Annotated in this window: 18 protein-coding genes; 4 read left to right on the plus strand and 14 right to left on the minus strand. The window is 46.2% G+C overall.

The features are described from left to right. Positions 1-35: 35 nt before the first annotated feature. From hemE to truA, 6 genes are all read right to left on the minus strand, one after another. On the minus strand, positions 36-1,082 hold the full coding sequence (gene hemE, locus ECHVI_RS08445) for a uroporphyrinogen decarboxylase (RefSeq protein ID WP_015265550.1): 1,047 nt from the start codon (positions 1,080-1,082) through the stop codon (positions 36-38). A 487-nt stretch (positions 1,083-1,569) separates the two neighbouring features. Then, positions 1,570-2,097 (minus strand): hypothetical protein, encoded by a 528-nt coding sequence (locus ECHVI_RS08450; RefSeq protein ID WP_015265551.1) that lies wholly within the window; start codon positions 2,095-2,097, stop codon positions 1,570-1,572. A gap of 125 nt (positions 2,098-2,222) precedes the next feature. After that, positions 2,223-2,741, minus strand: coding sequence for a hypothetical protein (locus tag ECHVI_RS08455; RefSeq protein ID WP_015265552.1), 519 nt, complete (start codon positions 2,739-2,741; stop codon positions 2,223-2,225). A 386-nt stretch (positions 2,742-3,127) separates the two neighbouring features. Continuing rightward, positions 3,128-3,709, minus strand: coding sequence for a hypothetical protein (locus tag ECHVI_RS08460; protein ID WP_015265553.1), 582 nt, complete (start codon positions 3,707-3,709; stop codon positions 3,128-3,130). 362 nt (positions 3,710-4,071) lie between these two features. Further along, complete coding sequence (locus ECHVI_RS08465; protein WP_015265554.1) at positions 4,072-5,847, minus strand: ABC transporter ATP-binding protein; 1,776 nt, start codon at positions 5,845-5,847, stop codon at positions 4,072-4,074. A 13-nt stretch (positions 5,848-5,860) separates the two neighbouring features. After that, positions 5,861-6,616, minus strand: a complete 756-nt coding sequence (truA, locus tag ECHVI_RS08470; RefSeq protein ID WP_015265555.1) for a tRNA pseudouridine(38-40) synthase TruA — start codon at positions 6,614-6,616, stop codon at positions 5,861-5,863. 220 nt (positions 6,617-6,836) lie between these two features. Here truA and ECHVI_RS08475 point away from each other — a divergent pair, with 220 nt between their 5' ends. Then, positions 6,837-7,316, plus strand: coding sequence for a DUF4293 domain-containing protein (locus tag ECHVI_RS08475; RefSeq protein WP_015265556.1), 480 nt, complete (start codon positions 6,837-6,839; stop codon positions 7,314-7,316). A gap of 470 nt (positions 7,317-7,786) precedes the next feature. Here the strand turns inward: ECHVI_RS08475 and ECHVI_RS08480 are convergent, their stop codons facing one another. The 4 genes from ECHVI_RS08480 to ECHVI_RS08495 all read right to left on the minus strand — a co-directional run bounded on the left by ECHVI_RS08480 (position 7,787) and on the right by ECHVI_RS08495 (position 10,690). Continuing rightward, on the minus strand, positions 7,787-8,545 hold the full coding sequence (locus ECHVI_RS08480) for a hypothetical protein (protein ID WP_015265557.1): 759 nt from the start codon (positions 8,543-8,545) through the stop codon (positions 7,787-7,789). 97 nt (positions 8,546-8,642) lie between these two features. Next, entirely contained in the window at positions 8,643-9,401 is a 759-nt protein-coding gene (locus tag ECHVI_RS08485; protein WP_015265558.1) for a hypothetical protein, read from the minus strand. A 57-nt stretch (positions 9,402-9,458) separates the two neighbouring features. Next, entirely contained in the window at positions 9,459-10,163 is a 705-nt protein-coding gene (locus ECHVI_RS08490; RefSeq protein ID WP_015265559.1) for a hypothetical protein, read from the minus strand. Continuing rightward, positions 10,160-10,690 carry an RNA polymerase sigma factor gene (locus ECHVI_RS08495; protein ID WP_015265560.1) on the minus strand — a complete coding sequence of 177 codons (531 nt, stop codon included), beginning with the start codon at positions 10,688-10,690 and terminating at the stop codon, positions 10,160-10,162. The genes ECHVI_RS08490 and ECHVI_RS08495 overlap by 4 nt, the downstream gene beginning before the upstream one ends. A 225-nt stretch (positions 10,691-10,915) precedes the next feature. Here ECHVI_RS08495 and ECHVI_RS08500 point away from each other — a divergent pair, with 225 nt between their 5' ends. Continuing rightward, positions 10,916-12,025: a trans-sulfuration enzyme family protein gene (locus tag ECHVI_RS08500; RefSeq protein ID WP_015265561.1), complete on the plus strand. Its 1,110-nt coding sequence runs from the start codon at positions 10,916-10,918 to the stop codon at positions 12,023-12,025. A gap of 302 nt (positions 12,026-12,327) precedes the next feature. Here ECHVI_RS08500 and ECHVI_RS08505 read toward each other — a convergent pair whose 3' ends face one another. The 4 genes from ECHVI_RS08505 to ECHVI_RS08520 form a co-directional block, all read right to left on the minus strand. Next, a complete protein-coding gene (locus tag ECHVI_RS08505; protein WP_015265562.1) occupies positions 12,328-13,866 on the minus strand; it encodes a YifB family Mg chelatase-like AAA ATPase in 1,539 nt (512 codons plus the stop codon). Between the two features lie 89 nt (positions 13,867-13,955). Next, a complete protein-coding gene (locus tag ECHVI_RS08510; RefSeq protein ID WP_015265563.1) occupies positions 13,956-14,336 on the minus strand; it encodes a hypothetical protein in 381 nt (126 codons plus the stop codon). A gap of 31 nt (positions 14,337-14,367) precedes the next feature. Continuing rightward, positions 14,368-16,203: an ABC transporter ATP-binding protein gene (locus tag ECHVI_RS08515; protein ID WP_015265564.1), complete on the minus strand. Its 1,836-nt coding sequence runs from the start codon at positions 16,201-16,203 to the stop codon at positions 14,368-14,370. A gap of 53 nt (positions 16,204-16,256) precedes the next feature. Beyond that, positions 16,257-17,936 (minus strand): hypothetical protein, encoded by a 1,680-nt coding sequence (locus ECHVI_RS08520; protein ID WP_015265565.1) that lies wholly within the window; start codon positions 17,934-17,936, stop codon positions 16,257-16,259. A 290-nt stretch (positions 17,937-18,226) separates the two neighbouring features. On the opposite strand from ECHVI_RS08520, the gene ECHVI_RS08530 reads away from it, so the two are divergent. Together ECHVI_RS08530 and ECHVI_RS08535 are read left to right on the plus strand one after the other, a co-directional pair. Further along, positions 18,227-18,472, plus strand: coding sequence for a type B 50S ribosomal protein L31 (locus ECHVI_RS08530; RefSeq protein WP_015265566.1), 246 nt, complete (start codon positions 18,227-18,229; stop codon positions 18,470-18,472). Between the two features lie 78 nt (positions 18,473-18,550). Continuing rightward, positions 18,551-19,747, plus strand: a complete 1,197-nt coding sequence (locus ECHVI_RS08535; RefSeq protein WP_041738443.1) for a GlmU family protein — start codon at positions 18,551-18,553, stop codon at positions 19,745-19,747. Positions 19,748-19,750: the final 3 nt, after the last annotated feature.

Consider the following 19,750-nt stretch of genomic DNA (forward strand, 5'->3'; position numbering starts at 1 on the left):
CCCTTTTTCTATGTTATGAAACGAAGGGCCTTGAGTTATACTTTTTCCCTAAGCTGGCTGCTATACTCTTTGACGGTATTGATGAATACCTTTACTTTTTCGGGGTCGATATCTGGATATACGCCATGGCCCAGGTTAGCGATGTGCCGCCCCGTGCCAAATTGGTCCAGCATCCTTTTCGTAGCTGCTTCCACCTCGGCAGCGGAGCCGTACAGTGCAGCAGGATCAAGGTTGCCCTGAAGGGTCTTTTGGTCGCCGATAAGTCTTCTGGATTCGGCAATGCCCATGTTCCAGTCCAGCCCGATGGTTTCACAGTTCAGTTTGGCCATCTCCTCTCGTGCAAAGAATGCGCCTTTGGCAAATACCGTTACGGGCACTTCTGTGATGGCGTCACAGATTTGAGAAATGTATTTTAGGGCATATTTTTGATAATGGTCTGGCGGTAAAATGCCTGCCCAGCTGTCAAAGATCTGGACAATATCCGCTCCGGCAGCAATTTGTGCTTTCAGGTAATTGATAGTGGACTTGGTAATCATGTCCAGCAGACGCTCGGCAAGTACTGGCTCCTGGTATAGCATGGCGCGGGATTTTGAGAAGGTCTTACTTCCTGATCCTTCGACCATATAGGCAAAAATCGTCCATGGGGCTCCTGCAAAGCCAATCAAGGGCACACGTCCATTCAAGGCTTTTTTGGTGATTTTGATGGCCTCGATGACATAGCTCAGGTCGTCTACGCCATCGGCTATTCTTAATTTGTTGAGGTCTGCTGCCGAAGAAACGGTTTGGGGGAATTTAGGCCCTCGCTTTTCGATCATCTCATAGGGCAGTCCCATGGCTTCCGGAATGACCAATATGTCCGAAAAGATAATGGCCGCATCCACGCCCAGCAAATCCACCGGTTGTAAGGTGACTTCTGCCGCCAGCGCTGGGGTCTGGGCGAGTTCGATAAACCCGCTGACACTGCTTCGTACTTCCCGGTATTCGGGCAAAATCCTGCCGGCCTGGCGCATGAGCCAAACGGGGGTGCGTTCCACCTGCTCGCCGCGGGCCGCTCTCAATAACAAGTCGTTCTTCAATTGCATGGCGCAAAGATAGTTGATTGCGCTAAATTATACGAACTGTACAGGGGAAATGGATGTAGCTGGTTTTTTAAAAGTGTAAATTAACGTCAGGTTGGGGTGAATCGGTATATCAAACCGCCTCGCTTGTCATTCTGAACACTTGCCTGTCTGGCAGTCGAGGTCCAACGTCTAGCTTTCGACTTTAGTTTATCCTGAGCTAGCCTGTACTGAGCTTGTCGAAGTGAAGAGCTCAGGCTGACATCATTTTTAAAGGCGATTTCCCTGCAGGGAGCACAGAGAATTTTTTAGGGGGCTTCCTTTTTTTTGCCCAAGCATTATCTACCGTTGATTTAATTGAAATGTAGTTGGCCTTAGTGCCCTCAGTGTTCCTCCGGGGTTAATTTAAGTATCCCCCAGAAATATTGCTTGGTTATGGGGCATGTTTTGGGAAATAAGAAAGCCACCGAAAGTGATTTCGGTGGCTTTGATATCAAAGTCGTTTTTTTAATTACTTTTTGATTTTCACAAAGTCACTTTCTTCTATATCCAAGAATTCCATCGTGGCATCATAATCCGAGAAATCCATTCTGGCGTTGGCGCTGAACAAATCCGATGGCACAATGACTACCCTAAACAGTAAATTGTTGGTCCAATAAGTTTCTAATTGTGCAAAATCTATAGGTGAGTTGTCCATAAAAATGCTGAATGAACTAGGTGTATGGTCAAAATTGTAAACTAAAGTACCTTGTTCCAGGTAGAAGGTTTGCGGTAGCAACCTCCAAGCATTTCTGTTGTCATATACCGGCGATGCTTCATTCATATAAATTAGAATAGCATCTCCTTCTTCAATAGGTGGATCCAGATCAAATAGCTCTGAATAGGCGTTTTCATTATTAAATGAAACCTCTACTTCAAAAGTTTCGCCTACAAATAATCCACCTGGCTCACCCGGAGGTCCCTGAGGCCCTGGAGGTCCTTCACAACCTTGTATCATCAGGGTGGTCGCTACAAATAAAAACAAAAATAGTCTTCTCATATTTGAGGGGGTTAGTGTCACAATATTCTTATTAGACGGTCATTTCGGAAATATGTTTTATATCCTTCTTTAAGATCGCCTATAAAATTCATTTTACCAAAATCATACCAAAAAGCACTGATGGATTATTTCTTTTTGGCAATAGGGGCCCAGACTTGGACATGGTCTGGCTGGAGCAGACGGTCGATAAAGATTCCTTGCAGCTTGATTTCATGCGTTTCGGCATAATCCTGCAGGTCCGATTTGATGGTTTCGGGCCTCGGCATGACCAGCTTGTGATAATGAAGGTCTGCTACTAGGAATTGTTCTGCCGTGATCACCTGTTCTTCCCATGTGGGCTTTGTGGTGCCTTTTACTTGGTCCAGCCCCACGAAGACACTCATGGTGTCCAGTTTACCGGCAGGCTCTACATAATAAATGGTATGTAAAATGGCCTCAGGAGCATCCTTCATGGCTGCTTCTACGGTTTTGAAAGTGTTTTTTAAGCCTTCATCCTGTGGTGTGCCCTTATACGTGAGTCCGTAAAGGCGCAGGTTTTCCTGCTGCTTTACGGCAATGGGATAGTCCTTAAAACCGCCCAAGTAAGCAAAGATGCTAAACCCTAGTGCTGCCAATATACCGACGACAATTAATGTTTTCTTCATGTTCTAATTACTTGATTGTACTGCACCTTATTGAGTCGGAGACTCACCGTTAAGGGGTGCCGGGGGTAGAGACTCGGCACAACAGTACTACTCTGTTTCAATTCTCAAGTCTTACATCTAGCGTCTTGATACTGCTATCTCGCTACTAGAAATGGTATCTGTTGCCTATTCCGCTCAGGGCTCCCTGCCAAAAGAATTCATGGCTGTTATACTGCCTACCCTGTACTACGTGCCAAATACCTCCGTTATCCCGTTGTCTCTGTCTATTCATTTTAGTCAGAGACTCACCGTTAAGGGGTGCCGGGGGCAGAGCCCCGGCACAACAGTACTACTCTGTTTCAATTCTCAAGTCTTATATCTAGCGTCTTGATACTGCTATCTTGCCACTAAAAATGGTATCTGGCGCCTATTCCGCCCTGGAGCTTGACATGACCGGGGCGGTCGGCGATTTCCATCATCAGGCCGAGCTCAGCAAAAACGCTGATGGGCTGGTCTTCGAAATAATACTCACCTCCACCGAATACTTCGAGCCCAAAGTCGATATTGTCCTTGTTTTCATAGCGCACCATGGTGGCATCAGGAGATTCTTGGTAGGCATAATCTACATTGATGCTTCTGAACTGCAATCCACCTCCGCCAAAAGCGAGCAGTGTGCCTTCCGTAATGTCAAATTCTGCCGTAATGTCTTCATGATAGGCCACGCGACCGTTCAAGGAGATACCTCCTCCAGCGCTGTGGTTGAGGTAAAAGGCTCCGGGCATTGGTTTGTTGCTGTCAAAAACCTTCCGGTAATAGGCGGTGCTGTTGGCACTGCCCCGTCCCAACATCCCTTCGAAGGATACTTTATCGTCCAAGAAGGTTTTGTACGTAATGCTGATGGGCTCCCCAATTCGCAAGCCAATGGATTGTTCTTGTGCGAATGCCATAACGGGCAAGCTAAAGATAAACAATAGCAGGATTTTTTTCATAGGTATGTGTTGTGAATTTAGCTGTGATTTTACCTTTAAACGGCGCAAAATTAAGACCTATTATGGAAAGGTCTGTTTTTCGACAAGGGATTTTTTTATACTAGTGATAAGTCAAGTATGATAATTCGGGCGAGTGTAATAATCACGTCATTGCGAACGAAGCGATAGCGAAGTGAAGTAATCCCGACTTCGAGATACGAGATTGCTTCGTTCCCGATAGTCATGCAGGACAGGCTGTGCCTCCTCGCAATGGCGGAAAAGCATGACCTTCGGAATGTTCACGCTTGGCATGACACGAGAGGCTGTTTCATCAGATGGCAAACCGACCCCGATAGCCAACCTTCCAACTTTCAAACCTGAAACTATTCACTCACCATGGATTTGAGTTGCATTTGGTGAAGCTGGGCATAATAGCCTTCTTTTTCGAGCAGGGTGTCATGCGTGCCCATTTCCTTGATTTCCCCTTTGTGCAGCACGATGATGTTATGGGCTTTTTGGATGGTAGAGAGCCTGTGGGCGATGACAATGGATGTTCTGCCTTTCATCATTTTCTCAATGGCGTTTTGGATCAGTTCCTCCGTTTCGGTATCCACGGAAGAGGTGGCTTCATCCAAGATGATAATTTCCGGATTGTACACCATGGCACGGACAAAGGAAATCAGCTGCCGCTGGCCAACTGACAAGGTGGCGCCACGTTCCATCACGTTATAGTCCAGCCCACCTGGAAGCCGCTCGATGAATTTCTTGGCTCCTACCAGTTCTGCAGCTTCCATCACTTGTTCACGGGTGATGTCTGGATTGCCCAAGGTGATGTTAAAGTAGATCGTGTCTGAGAATAAAAATACGTCCTGTAATACGACGCCAATGTGTTTTCTGAGCGTGCCCAGTTCGAAGTCCCGAATGTTTTGGTCGTCTATCTTGATGGAGCCTTTGTTGATTTCATAAAAACGACTGATCAGGTTGATGATCGAGGATTTACCAGCTCCTGTGGCTCCCACCAGGGCGACTGTTTCCCCGTGCTTCACGTTGAAATTAATGTCTTTCAGTACCCATTCTTCGTCATTATAGGCGAACCAGACGTTTTCAAGCTTGATGTTGCCTTTGAGCTTTTCCGGGCTGTAATTGCCTTCATTGGCAATGTGCTCGTCACTTTCCAGCAGTTTGAAAATCCTGGAGGAGCTTACCACGCCCATTTGCAAGGTGTTAAAGCGGTCGGCAAGCATTCTGATGGGGCGGAAGAATAACTGCAGGTACATGATAAAGGAGATCAATACGCCCACTTTTAAGTCGAGTCCAAATACGCCCGTAGCTCCATACCAGACCACAAGTCCGATTCCCACGGCCTGGATGATTTCCGCTACGGGGTAATAAATGGCATAGTAAAGTACCGATTTGACATTGGCTTTTTTATGTTCGGTATTGATCGCATCAAATTTCTTGTACTCACTGTCTTCACGATTAAATACCTGCACGATGTTCATGCCGGTAATATGTTCCTGCAGGAAGGAATTGAGGTTGGAAACTGCATTTCTGACCTCGTTAAACGCTACTTTGACCTTTTCCTTGAAAATATACGTAGAAATGATCAATAACGGCAAGGTGCTTAGGCTGACCAAGGTGAGTTTCCAATCTACCCAAAACATCACTCCCAAGATCGTGAATAGTTGCAGCAAGTCTCCGATGATTGCCGCAAGGCCTTCGCTGAATACATTGGAAAGGGATTCGATGTCGGAGATATTACGGGTGACCAAACGCCCAATGGGGGTGTTGTCAAAAAACTTCAGCCGCATTTTGAGCAGGTGCCGGTAAAGTTTGACCCTGATGTCACGGATGATGACCTGCCCGATCCAGCCAGAAAGGTAAGTGTGCGCAAATTGTACCACTGCCTGTAGGATCAACAATCCAACCAACAGGTAAATGATCCGCAGTAGCCCTTCCTGGTCTCCCAAGGCCACATGTTCGTCAATGGCTTTTTGGATAAACAGCGGCTTGGTAGGCGCTAAAGCAGCCAAGGCCACCGTAAGAAAGATCAGAAAGAAGAACCGGCCACGATAGGGTCTTACAAACTGATAGAGCTTACCAAGCACCTGGGTGTCGATGATGTCTCCGCTTTTTACATTTTCTTTTTCCAGACTCAAAATTTAATGTCTTTTAGATGAATATTTTTTCCGGATAGGTAACCTTACTGAGAAACAGCCCATGGGGTGGGGCGGCTACGCCAGCTTTCCCCCGGTCTTTGCTTTCCAAGATCCGTTGAAAGCCAGTAAGGTCCAATTGGCCTTTGCCTACTTCCACCAAGGTGCCTACGATGGCCCTGACCATGCCACGTAAAAACCGATTGGCCGTTATATGGAATACCAAATGCTGGTCTTTTTGTTCCCAAAAAGCTGTTTTTATTTCACATTCAAAATGGTTGACTTCTGTTTTTACCTTGCTGAAACACTCAAAATCCCTATGGGACAGCAAGAGGTCAGCGGCGTCGTTCATCTTGGCGATATCCAGTTGATAAAAACAATGCCAGGACAATGTCTCTTCAAACGGATTTTTTCGCAAAGAGATGTGGTATTCATAACTTCTCCATTCTGCATCAAACCGTGCGTGGGCATCAGGATGCACCTCCCTAAGGTCATAGAGGCTAATGTCTTTGGGCAGGACAGCATTGGTTTTTTTTAGAAAAAGACCTTTGTCCAGCTCCCCCTTCCAGTCAAAATGCAAGAATTGCTGCTTACCATGCACGCCCGTGTCTGTCCTTCCGCTGCCCATTGTATCCACCTCCTTGCGTAAAATCGTGCTCAGGGCCTTGTTGATGGCTTCCTGAACGGTCTGCGCATTGGGCTGGACTTGCCAACCGTGGTAATTGGTGCCCTTATAGGCCACTTCCAGAAAGTAACGTCTGATTGTCTCCATGAATTCACAAAGATACTTGAATCAAGGTGGTTTCCAATGAATGGCCAAAGTCAAAAAGCAGGTGAGATGTGGATGGGGGCGGTAGGGAGTCAGCGGCAAAATGGGCTGGATGTTCTTCATTTTAACCTTGTAACATTTAAACAATTCCAACCTTAAACACATGTAGCTTGCGAATATTCAAATTACCCCGTTTCTTTGTCAAAAGTTTTAAAATAAGACAATGATACAACGCGTACAAACGATCTTTCTTCTTTTGGTGGCCGTAGCCATGCTGCTGGAGACCTTCTTTCCCATCTGGACTCAGGTAAATCCTGACCAGACCGAAATGCTGAAATTAACAGCTTGGAATTTGACCCATACCGATATCGCCTCTAGCTCCGTTTTGGAACAAACAGGGACCTTTTATCTGGGGATTTTGGCCATTTTGGCTGCGATTATCGCGATTTATAGCCTTAGCCAATTTAAGAACAGGACCAAGCAGATGTTTTTGAACATGATCAATTCTCTGGTGATGGTCGTCAACTTAGGCCTGATCGTTTACCTGACCTATGTGGAAAACATGGAGTTCAATGCCACCGCCAGCGGAGCATTTATGGTCGGGTTTTACTGCATCGTAGCGGCCATGATCTTTAATATCATTGCCAACCGTTTTATCAGAAAGGATGAAATGTTGGTAAAATCGGTAGATCGTATCCGGTAAAAAATATCCCCGTACAAAAAAAGGAGACGGGATTCCATCCGTCTCCTTTTTTATTTCCCTAAGTGGAGTTTTTCGGCTTTTTTATGGATCAAGCAGAAAAGATGGGGCAAGCCTATTTCGATGGCGAAACATTTTCTTTGCCATCTTTGGTCTCTATTTGGCTACGGATGAACGCTCATAAGCGCCGATAGAATGCTTAAGTATGGCAAATCCGTGCTCATTTTTATCCATGGATTCATCCAGTCCATAGTTGAATTGCCCTCCTTTTGGGGAAGCGGCTTCGGAAATACCGCTTGATCCTTTTTTATTCGTTGATAAACACTGGCCTCCTTGTAGAGATGTTTTTGGATGAGATTTGTGAAAATCTATTCCCAAAGAAGGCGGGTAGTTTCAGGAAATCGAAAAGTCCTTTCTCTACTAGTTTAAACCTACTTTTTCTGAATCGGTGAATTCTAGCGGGATGACAGCCGTTAATAATAGACGTATTCCGTCATTCCTGTATAGGCAAACCCCCAATATTGATCGTAATTTCTCACTTCTATAAGTTGTCCCGATGCATTGTATTCATATTGGGTGGCATCGTCCATTTTTCCTCTGGTTCCAGAAGTTTCTCGAGCCTCCAGTAAGCCATCATCCCGATACCTGTAATGATATTGTTCAAATATTTCTCCGTTTTCCAGGACCCAGTGTTCCTCGGAAATTCGTCCGTTTTCATACACGTACCGGTATTTTTCGGTGTTTTCTTCATAACCGAACCGCCATTCCGTTTTTCCACCATCTGCATTATAGATATAGCTGTACCTATACGCCTCTTTAGCATCTACGGATGCTTTGTAAACGTCCTCTCGAAGCCCGTCATCAGAAAAAATACTTGTCAAAGAAGTAGTCCATTCAAACACTCCAGCCTCATAAGTGAAAAATAGATTTTCTATCGCCCTATCTTTCTCATCAAACTTGAAAATGCTTATGCTCAGCGTATCTTTATCTTCAGGAGACATTCGGACTCGAAGGACATTGTTACCGCGGGCATCATAGTAGCGATAAGTGTAGCCTGTGAGGGGTGTTAGATGATTGGTGCGGGATGCTTTGATTTTACCTTTGGGCGTATACAGCTCCTCATCCAACACCGATAATGCCTCATGGGTTGGTGCCGCAGGGGTAGGGTCAGGATCATTGGTGCACGAAACCAAACCTAAAAAACATACCGCAATGATTAGTGATTGCTTCATAAATGATTGATTATGAAGGTTAATGTACGTTTTTTAGGCTTTTTCTGCAATTAACTTGGCGCGTCCTTGAGGAGTGATTCCGAAAGAAACCTTTGGGTTACCAAAACCTTACCCCCACCACCGGGTAATAGGTGTTCAGCCCGTCTGTGGCTACCACACCAGCCTGAATGTACAGGTGATTACTGATCCGGTGCCTATAGATGGCCCTCAAGGTAGTGCCCTTAAATAGCTCACTGGGATGGCTATTGAGCAAGTAGCCAATTTGGATGGTCTGTTCATTGTTGACAATGTTGCTTCCCTTGTTCCAAGAGAATTCCCCGTTGATAAACCAATTGCTCATCACATCGATTTCCCCTTCCACTTTTTGGGGAAAATACACCGTATTGGTAATGGCTGCTCCAATGCTGTAACCCGGCAGTCCTAGATGCGCCCTAAAGCCCACTTCCGGCGTAAAGTTTCCGCGTGTAAAGTCCAGCCCTACAGGAATGCCCAATTCAATGCTTTCGACATGCCTTCCGTATTTTCGGTCGATCTTTCTTTTTACATTTTGAAGGCTTGTAGCGCTAAAATTATTGGCTAAGCGATACGCCTCTTTTTCAAATTCAGGGAATCGGGTAGCGCGTTTGATGAGCGGAGTCAATGCTGCCTGCAAAGAATCGGTGGGCAGCTCTTCATCATTATAATAGAAAATCAATTGGCCTTCATTGGGCAAATTGAATTGCAGGGTGTCGGTGATGGGCCATTGTGTGTCCAGCCATTTTTGTTGGTTTTTGGATAGGCTGTTTTCTACTTCCTGTGCCAAGCAGACGGATGTCGTTAGCGTCACGAAAAGGATAATTATGATTGATTTATACATGATTCATCGTTTTAAAAGGTTCATACGTTGGAATTAGGAAGGCCAAACGAACGGAACCTATTTTTCTGAGGAAAGCCTGAGTACCAATTTCCCAGGTGACTTGGCTACCTGATGCAGTTTAGTTTGTGGCCGAGCGGTGTTGGGAGCATAATCGGTTTTTAGCTTTATGCGGTCATTGATCCCCCAGGAAATGCTCACCTGATGGAAGGATTTGGCCGCTTTTAAAGTGTCTTGATTCATGGCGTTTTCTGCCAATGTCCCCGTAACTGAAGCAGGAGCAGGGACAGGTAAAATCGGCATTTGGAGCTGCGGTATGTCCGATGGATCCAATAACACAGGCGGTATGGGGATATTGACTGGTTCATGTTCCTGCCTCACCGTTGGTGATAGGGATCCAGCTTCCTCCGGATGTGGAGTAGGCTTCTGGGGCATAGCGGTTTTCCATGGGATGTCTTGTATGGAAATGGTAGTGCCCAGGTATTCCTGCTGGATCGGTACTTTTTTGTCCATAAGGAGGACGACCAGCATCAGCCCTATTCCGGCAATGGCAGCTGCCATCCCTGTCCACTGCCACCATGCCGTTCGCACTCGCTCTTGCTCGAGCTGGGCTTCGATGGCTGGCCAAACATTTTTTTCGGGATGATGCTCCGGAAGGTTTCCGGCTTCCCTTTTGAGTTGGGCATCCACATCCAATGTTGCCTTCAGGGCCTCCCAGCTGTTGCTGTTTGGTTGATGATCGGGGAGATTGAATTGCTTTTTCATGCCTTTATCAGTTCATTTAGTTTACCACGCAATAGCTTTTTGGCGTAGGAAAGTTGCGACTTCGAGGTGTTTTCGGAGATGGAAAGAAGGGCTGCACACTCCGCATGCTTGTACCCTTCCACTTCGATCAAGAGAAAGACACTTCTACATCCCGTCGGCAATTCCCTAATGGCTACATCCAGTAGTTCCCCGTCAATCCATCCGTCAAGGGGAGTACGGTCGGGAAGGGCTGTTACTTGGTCCAATGGCGTGAACAGGATGCGGCTTTTGGCCAGCTTGATGGCCTTTCTGATGGCTATCCGTTTCATCCAAAACCCCAAAGTGCATTCTCCCCGGAATTTTTTTATCCCCTTGAATATTTCAATAAAGGCCTCCTGCAAAGCATCGTGGGCCAAATCCTCTTCGTTCAGGATCCTGAAGACTGAAGAGTATAGGGCTACCTTATACCGCTCAAAAAGCTCAAACTGTGCTTTTCGGTCTTGTTTGCTGCATCGTGTTATTAAATCTTTCTCAGAATTTTGCTTCATTTCATTTGGCTTCCTGTATAAAAGAGGCGTCGAATGGGGAAAAGGTTGGAAACGGTGGTCATTGTTGGCAGATATTTTCCCAAAATGATTGGGAAGTGTTTTTTCAGTTGGTGCCCGCCCTGCCCAAAATGGTCCAAGCTAATTTTAAACACCAACCACTAATTCCCCGTTGGTCTTGGGGAATGCCTTTATAATTTCCCTAATTTTATGTTAAAATCATAGCCTATGAAATTCGAAACATTAGCCATACACGGGGGAGAAAAGAAATCCGCTCCACACAGGGCCGTGGTGCAGCCGATTACGTTATCCACTACTTTTGAGCACCATGAGGAATCCCTGATTTATTCTCGAAGCCAAAATCCCAACCGAATGGCATTGGAGGAGTTGTTGGCACAATTGGAAAAGGGCAGTGCTGCGGCGGCGTTTTCCTCGGGAAATGCGGCCGGGATGGCGGTTTTTCAGGCCTTGCCACTTGGGAGCCATATCGTAGCCCCATCGGACATGTACCATGGTCTGAAAAAGCAGCTGGTGGAGCTGTTTAAAGATAAGTTGGAAGTGACTTTTACTGATCTCAGCGATCCGGAGAACCTTGAAAAGGCCATCCAGCCCAATACCAAATTGCTCTGGATAGAGACTCCTTCTAACCCCATGCTCAAGATCAGCGATATCAGACGACTCACCAAGATGGCGAAGGAGGATGATATCAGGGTGGTTTGTGACAATACCTTTGCCACGCCGGTTTTTCAGAATCCGCTGGAATTGGGAGCAGACTTGGTCATGCACAGTGCCACCAAATACTTTGGAGGACACAGTGATATTTTGGGAGGAGCCTTGATTACCAAAAAGTCGGATGAATTTTGGAAGCAAATTGTCAATGTGCAACAAACAGGTGGGGCGGTCTTGTCACCTTTTGATTGTTATTTGCTAGTGAGAAGCATCAAGACCCTTGCCTATCGCATGCGGGGCCACGCCGAACATGCGGGCATGATTGCCACTTTCTTGGACCAGCATCCCAAAGTGGAACGGGTCTTTTATCCCGGCCTGACTGCCCATCCTGGTCATGATGTGGCAAAAAGCCAAATGACTGGATTTGGAGGGATACTGTCCTTTCTGGTAAAAGGGAAGCCAGAAGATGCTGATAAATTAATATCAAGTCTAAAATATTACACGAATGCCACGAGCCTAGGAGGAGTGGAGAGCCTTATCGAGCGGAGGGCTGCTGTGGAAGGCCCGGATACCAAAACGCCGCAAAACCTGATTCGCCTTTCTGTAGGGCTGGAGCATTTGGATGATTTGCTTGAAGATATGGAAAAAGCTTTCTATTCAATTGGCTAAATCGTCTTAAATGCAAAAGACCATTCGCCTAGGCGAATGGTCTAATGGTTTAACTGACTTTCATTAATCGAAAAAGTGTGTTGAACAAGTTGGATTGTTTTATTTAAGCGGGTGATCACAACTTTTGATAACAAAGTAACGGAATTGTTTTGCTAAATACAATATTTGGCACTACAAAAAGTACAATAAATCCCATAGAAATAATTCAATATAATTATTTGAATTTTCAATGTATCTACATGGAATTTTAGGTTAAATTTTATAGTCCAAAAGTTCAATTTCTAATATTAAGTTACTGCTGATCATCCCGCCCAGCCTTCTCTGTCAAGGCTACGGTACTGAATGGCCTCGGCCAAATGTTCGACTTTTATATTTTCGGCATCGGACAAATCCGCAATTGTCCTGGCCACTTTTAGGATTCGATCGTAGGCCCTGGCAGAGAGCCCTAGTCTTTCCATGGCGGTTTTCAAGAGGTTCTTGCCCGCTTCATTGATTTCGCAAATTTCCTTGACCATGTGCGAGGGCATCATGGCGTTGCAGTAGATTTCTTTATGGTCTTTAAAACGATCCACCTGCCGGTCCCTTCCCCTGACTACTCGTTCGCGGATCACATTACTTTTTTCCGCTTTTCGGGTGGACGTCATTTCATCGAATTTGACGGGAGTGACTTCGACATGAAGGTCGATTCGGTCAAGTAAGGGACCGCTTACTTTGTTCAAATACCGCTGCACCACGCCCGGGCCGCAGACACATTCTTTCTCGGGGTGGTTGTAATAGCCGCATGGGCAGGGATTCATGCTGGCGATCAGCATGAAATTGGCCGGGTAATCCACGGATACTTTGGCCCGGCTAATGGAGACCCTTCTTTCTTCTAGCGGTTGGCGCATGACTTCAAGCACCGTCCGTTTAAATTCGGGCAATTCATCCAAGAAGAGGACGCCATTATGTGCAAGGGAGATTTCTCCGGGCTGGGGATTGCCGCCGCCACCGACCAGGGCCACATCACTGATGGTATGGTGGGGAGATCGAAAAGGTCGCTGGGCGATCAAAGAAGCTTCGCTTCCCAACCTTCCGGCCACGGAGTGGATCTTGGTGGTCTCCAGGGCTTCCTGAAGGGTCAGTGGAGGAAGAATGGAGGGCAGCCGTTTGGCAAGCATGGTTTTTCCTGCACCAGGAGGACCGACCATGATGACGTTATGACCGCCAGTAGCTGCGATTTCCATGGCCCGTTTGATGTTATCTTGGCCTTGGACATCAGCAAAATCGAATTCATAATCTTCCAGGCTATTATAAAAAATGTCGCGGGTGTCCGTGACCAGTGGGGCGATTTCTATATCCCCCTCTAAAAAGCCAATGGCTTGCTCGAGGTTTTCTACTCCAATTACATCCAGGTTATTGACAATAGAAGCTTCTGCAGCATTCGGTTGGGGTAAAATGAGCCCTTTAAAACCCTTTTTTCGCGCTTCTATAGCGATGGGGAGTACGCCTTTTATTGGGCGTAACTGCCCGTCCAAGGATAGCTCTCCCATGATGACATAATCCTCAAGCTCCGCAAATACCACTTGCTCAGAGGCCTTCAGGATCCCCATGGCAATGGGCAGGTCGTAGGCCGATCCCTCTTTTCGAATATCTGCTGGGGCAAGGTTAATGACCACCTTTTGGCGGGGCATCCGGTATCCAAAATATTTTAGTGCTGACTCTACCCGCTGTTGACTTTCCTTTACGGCACTGTCCGGTAGGCCCACCATGTAAAAACTGGTTCCCTGTCCGACGTTTACCTCTATCGTGATCAGGATGGCGTCTACTCCAGAAACTGTACTACCATACGTCTTTGCTACCATTTTTAATTAAATTCTACTTCCATAAAAAAAGGAAATCTCCGAAGAGATTTCCTGCTGAACTCATTTTATATCTCCCTTTCTGGGCATCATCACTTGATGTTTTGTCTGGGCTTGATGCCGGAGCCATCCGTGTCATCCTCTGGTCCGCTGCCGGAGGTTGGTGGGGCAGTGCCTTTCATAGGACTCACTTTTGCTTTTTGCTCATGGTCATAAAGCCTGGCTTTTAGTTTGTCATTTTCCGCTTCTAGCTTTCTGATCTTTTTCCCCATGCTACTGGAGTACATGGAGACGAGCAGCCACGTAATCAGATAGAGGACAAAACCAGCAAGAAGCCAGATAACCACTTTCCCAGCGGTAAGTTCCTGGATTCCAAAGCCATTCTTGATGCTGTCAAAAACCAGGAAGAAGACCAGTGCTACTCCAAAAAAAAGTGCTACCAAAAGCTGAAATACACTTGATACCTTTTTCATACATTTAAAATTAGATTTGTTATCCAATATACTAAACTGATTGCATAGTGGAAAGTTTCTTGTATAATCCTTCTTGACTTATCAGTGCATCATGTGTGCCCCTTTCGACGATTTCACCGTTTTGGACCACTAGGATTTCATCTGCATGCTGGATGGTGCTGAGGCGGTGCGCGATGACCAAGGTGGTCCTATTGCTCATCAGGTGGGTGAGGGCTTCCTGGACGAGCCGTTCGGATTCAGAATCCAAGGCGGAGGTGGCTTCGTCCAATATGAGAATAGGAGGATTTTTCAATACCGCCCTCGCAATGCTAAGCCGCTGCCGCTGGCCTCCGGAAAGCTTACTGCCCCGCTCGCCAATGTTGGTTTGATAGCCGTGCTCCAGCTGTGCTATAAATTCGTGGGCGTTGGCAATCTTAGCGGCTTCTATTACGGCTGTCTCTGAAGCATCGGTAAGGCCAAAGGCAATATTATTGAATACCGTGTCATTAAACAGGATTGATTCCTGGGTAACGATGCCGATCAGTTTGCGTAAATCATCTATGGCAAGCGTTCGGATGTCGCTTCCGTCCAGTTTCACTTCACCGCTCGTGGGATCATAAAATCGGGGTACCAAATCAGCAATGGTGGATTTACCGCCCCCGGAAGGTCCGACCAGGGCAATGGTTTTTCCTTTTTCCAAGGTGAACTGGATGTCTTTTAGGACCAAGTGCTGTGCATCATAACCAAAGTCGACATGTTGGAAGGTGATCGCTTGGTCAAACTGCTGAAGGACCTTGGGACGTTCAGGGTCCTGGATGGCGGGTGCCGTATCCACGACTTTGAATATCCTGTCTGCGGAGGCCAGGCCACGCTGGACGGCTCCCATCGCCCGGGAAATTTCCTTGGCGGGATTGAGCACTTGGGTAAACAATATGATGTAGGCCAGAAACTCACTGGCCGAGAGATCAGCGGCATTGTTCAGGACCAGACTTCCGCCGTACAATAAAATGCCCGCGACCACAAAGACCCCCAAAAACTGAGAAATGGGAGAAGCGAGCTCATTCCTCTTGGCCATGGAAACGTTGATCTTCGAATATTCATCGGTTTCTTTGTCAAATTTATCGTAGACATATCCAGTGGCACTGAATGCCTTTACCACTCGCATGCCCCCGATGGTTTCATCCAGAATATTGACAATGCGTCCGAGGGATTCTTGGCTTTGGACGGCTTTCTTTTTGAGCCTCTTGGTAATGCCGCCAATGATGGCGCCAGAAATCGGAATGATCAAGATGGTGAACAAGGTGAGCTTTACCGACATAAAGAACAACGCTCCGAAGTATAAGACAATTGTAACGGGTTCTTTAAAGACCACGCGGAGGGATTGGACGACGCTGTTTTCCACTTCCTGCACATCATTGGTGATCCGTGACATCAGGTCTCCCTTGCGTTCGTTGGTGAAATAACCGATGTGCATGCGGCTTACCTGATCAAAGATATGCATGCGCATTTTTTTGATGACATCTGCTTTGACTTTTGCCAAGAGTACGCCTGACAAATAGGTGAAAAGGTTGGACAGAAATACCGAAACGACAATGATGATGCATACATAGACAAGGGTTCCGAACTTCCCGTAGATTTCTGCTACTTGCATAAAGTAGTAATTAAACAAGTGCATGAAGTAATCGATGGTAAATGAAAAGTCGGGCTGCTCGGCGTAGCGCTGTAGCGCATCAGGATCGACTTGTTCGAAGATGACGTCAAACAGCGGTTTTAGCAAGGTGAAGTTCAGCAAGCCAAAAATAATGGCTAATAACGCATACACCACATAAAGTGGAAAGTACCTTCTATATGGCCGTGCATAAGCCAATATTCTTAAATAAGTCTTCATCTTTGCAGTTGTTCGGTTATAGATTTGGGCCGAAGGCCAAAGATAAGGGCCAATCAGTAATTATACGCTTCCCTGGCAATGTTGAGGCGCAGTGAAAGATGGGAATAGTTACTGACGGTTGGTTTGTCCACGTCCTCTGCTGTATGCCTGCGGTAGCTGTGACCAAGGTCAATAAACAAATTATGCTTTAGCATGTAAGAAGCCACGAGATTGCCCATGAGCAATTTGTTTTGGACCCCTTGCCCAATTTTATGTCCATAAAGTCCCAGCCCGTCTTCGCCTTCCAGCCTGTTTTTAAGTAAATCTCCTCCCATGTTAATGGTTTCGTCAGGGTCGGTGCCATATATATGGTATATACCTGTAAAATTAAGGGAAAGTTTTGGAATGGGTTGATAGCGGACGATGCCAATGGCTTCGCGGAAGTTAGCGCCCCGTGGATGGGCGATAGGGGTTCGGTAGTTGGTGTAGGATTGGTGTTCAAATTTCTCTTGATACGTGTAAGGCCTGGCCTGATTGTACTCCAGCTGTAAGTCCAGGTTAGGAATGCTGAAAACATTGATGTATTTATAGCCCAGCTGAAGTCCGTGTTTATTCCGCTTGGAGTTTTTGCCATCTATGCCAAAGAACTCGCTGAACACAAACTCATCGAGGGCAAACTGTCCATAAAGCTGCATGGCATGGGCGAAGTTCCATTTGAAGTCTGTGCCCAACATGACTTTATCCGGCGTTCCCAGCTGATGCTCCACCCACCGGTAAAAGATCACCGGGTTCATGTAATTCCAGTCGGCCTGATTGGCCATGACTGATTCGAAGATGCCAATATTCAGTTTTTTCCCAATGTTCATGCCCAGCCGGTGGAGGGAAAACCACTTTTGGGGATAGCGGCCATCTTCAGGCCTGTTACGGCTGTTCAAAAAGACGTCTGCCGTCATCTGCGCCCACATCGTCGTATATTGTAATTTCCAGACGTTTACATTGAGCTTAAAAAACATGTAGGGGTTGGAAAAGTCAGAGAGGATCATGGAGCGGTAACCTTCTCCTACAAAATTCAGGTCATGACCCATTTGGGCATCGATGTGTTTGGAGACTTTAAAGGTGAGGTATCCTCTGGCGGCAAAATAGCTGTACCCGTGATCTCCATACCGTTTCCAGAAGCCTTGGCCCGGCACAGCGCCATTATGCTCGACATAGTCCTTTACCCATGTGGGAAAGATTACCTCATTGCTGGTAAGGTAGGTGTAGAAGCCTACCTTCCTGTCGATGCTTCCTCGGAGGGTGATGCCCCGCGTATTTCTGAAATTAGTGCCTTCTGCAGCAGACTCCATTCCGCCACGGAAATAGATGACCGGATTGACATGAACATCAAAGTCCTCGTCCCTATGATAATAAAAGTCCGAAGGCCTTTGGTAGATTTTTTTCCATAAGGGCTTTTTGGAAAGGGCGGTCTCCTGGTCTACAAATTCCCAGTTGTCATTTCTTAAATAGCGAAAATTGAATTGATCCACCCTGCCGGTGGCCGTTTCATCCACTTCATCGAGAAAAGTGGCTACGTGATCTCTTCTTAGGGGTTTGAAACCTGTCTGGTAATGGGGCACAAATGCACCCTTCAAAATCTCGTAGCGATCCAGCAAGTGATAATATTCCCTGTCATAGGGTATCAGAGCACTTTGCGCTAGGCCGGCTTCTATGATGCCACACAGAAGTCCTATGGCCAGTAGAAAGTTCCTTAACATAGGTGTCGTTGGTTTACGTCAAACTCGGTTTCAGCCCCAAAACTTAGAACAATAATTGCTTATTGCCATGAAGTTTTGGGATTTTTGATCAGAAAAAGATAGGAGAGGCAGCGGGAATTCCCTGGGACACTGGCTTTTTTTTGATTTTTTTCGCATTTTTGCAGCCAAATAGCACGCTGATAACCTTTGGGTTAAATAATTCATTGATAAACATTTGGAGGCTTTTGTAAAAAAGAATAACTTTGTGCCTCCATTTGAAAAAGCGACATTTAATATAAATAGGGATTACCATGAAAAAAGACATTCATCCAAACTACAGAGAGGTTGTTTTCTATGACACTTCCAGTGAATATAAGTTCTTGACCAAGTCTACGATCGAAACTGACGAGACCATCACTTGGGAAGATGGAAACGAATATCCTCTTTATAAGGTGGAAGTGAGCTCTAACTCCCACCCTTTCTACACCGGTAAGAAAATGCTTCTTGATACCGCCGGTCGTGTGGAGAAATTCAACAGAAGATACAAAAAGAAATAATTCATTTCTTTGTAGCAAAAGCAACTTTAAAAAGTCTCTTGGAAATTGTATTCCAAGAGACTTTTCTATTTTTGTAGCATGGAGCAAATTACACTATTTGATGACCCTGCTTACAGAGGGTCGCTGTTGCCGTTTACTTTTACACGTCCCGTAGCCGAGATAAGGGTGGGGATTTTGAAGATCCGTGAGAAATGGGAGAAGTATTTGGATGCTTCGGCTGGTTTTTTGACCCTGGATTACCTACAGGATAAATTCCCCCCTTTGGCGGATAGCCGCTTGTTTATCAATGGGGGGCTCTGTCCCGATCAAGGCCTGCTTACGGCCATTAAATCCTTGGAAAAGGGCCAGTGTCTTTTTAAGGACAGCACTTTGCTGGCAGCTTACCCCGCGGATCCGTCAGCATTTAGCATGGATGCGGTCAAAGAAAGTGGGGAAATAAAGGCTTATGATGGGGAGATCACTTTGATCCACCGCAACTGGCATATCTTTCAGTATAACGCCTTGGAGCTGCGCAAAGATTTTGCACTGCTCACGGCCCGACGCACGTCTGCGGGCATAAACGATCCGCATACGATTGCCTATAATCCTGAAATGATCTTTGTGGAGGAAGGCGCCAAGATCCGGGCCGCCGTGCTCAATGCTGAGGATGGCCCGATTTATATTGGCAAAGACGCACAGGTTCAGGAAGGGGCGTTGATCAAGGGGCCGTTTGCGCTTTGTGAAGGATCTACGGTGAATATGGGCGGAAAAATGCGTGGGGACAGCACCATCGGCCCATTCTCTAAAGTGGGTGGGGAAGTGTCCAATTCCGTGATTTTTGGTTTTAGCAACAAAGGACATGATGGATTTATGGGCAATACCGTGATCGGGGAATGGTGTAATTTCGGTGCCGATACCAATATTTCCAACCTGAAAAACAACTATGCTCCCGTAAAGGTTTGGGATTATACGAAGGGCAGTTTTGTCAATACAGGATTGCAATTTTGTGGCCTCATGATGGGGGACCATTCCAAAACAGGTATCAATACCATGTTTAATACCGGTACTGTGGTGGGCGTGGGCGCCAATGTATTTGGAGCGGGTTTTCCACGGACATTTGTCCCGTCTTTTTCATGGGGTGCCGAGGAGCGTACCACTTTCAGAATGAATAAATTTGAGGAAACGGCCTCCAAAGTAATGGAGAGAAGGGGGCTGGCATTTGACCAAAAAGAGAAATCCATCTTAGAGAAAGTGTTTGATTTGACCAAAGCATATCGCATTTGGGATAAGGAATAATAA

The sequence above is a fragment of the Echinicola vietnamensis DSM 17526 genome, from assembly GCF_000325705.1.
GTDB lineage: Bacteria > Bacteroidota > Bacteroidia > Cytophagales > Cyclobacteriaceae > Echinicola > Echinicola vietnamensis.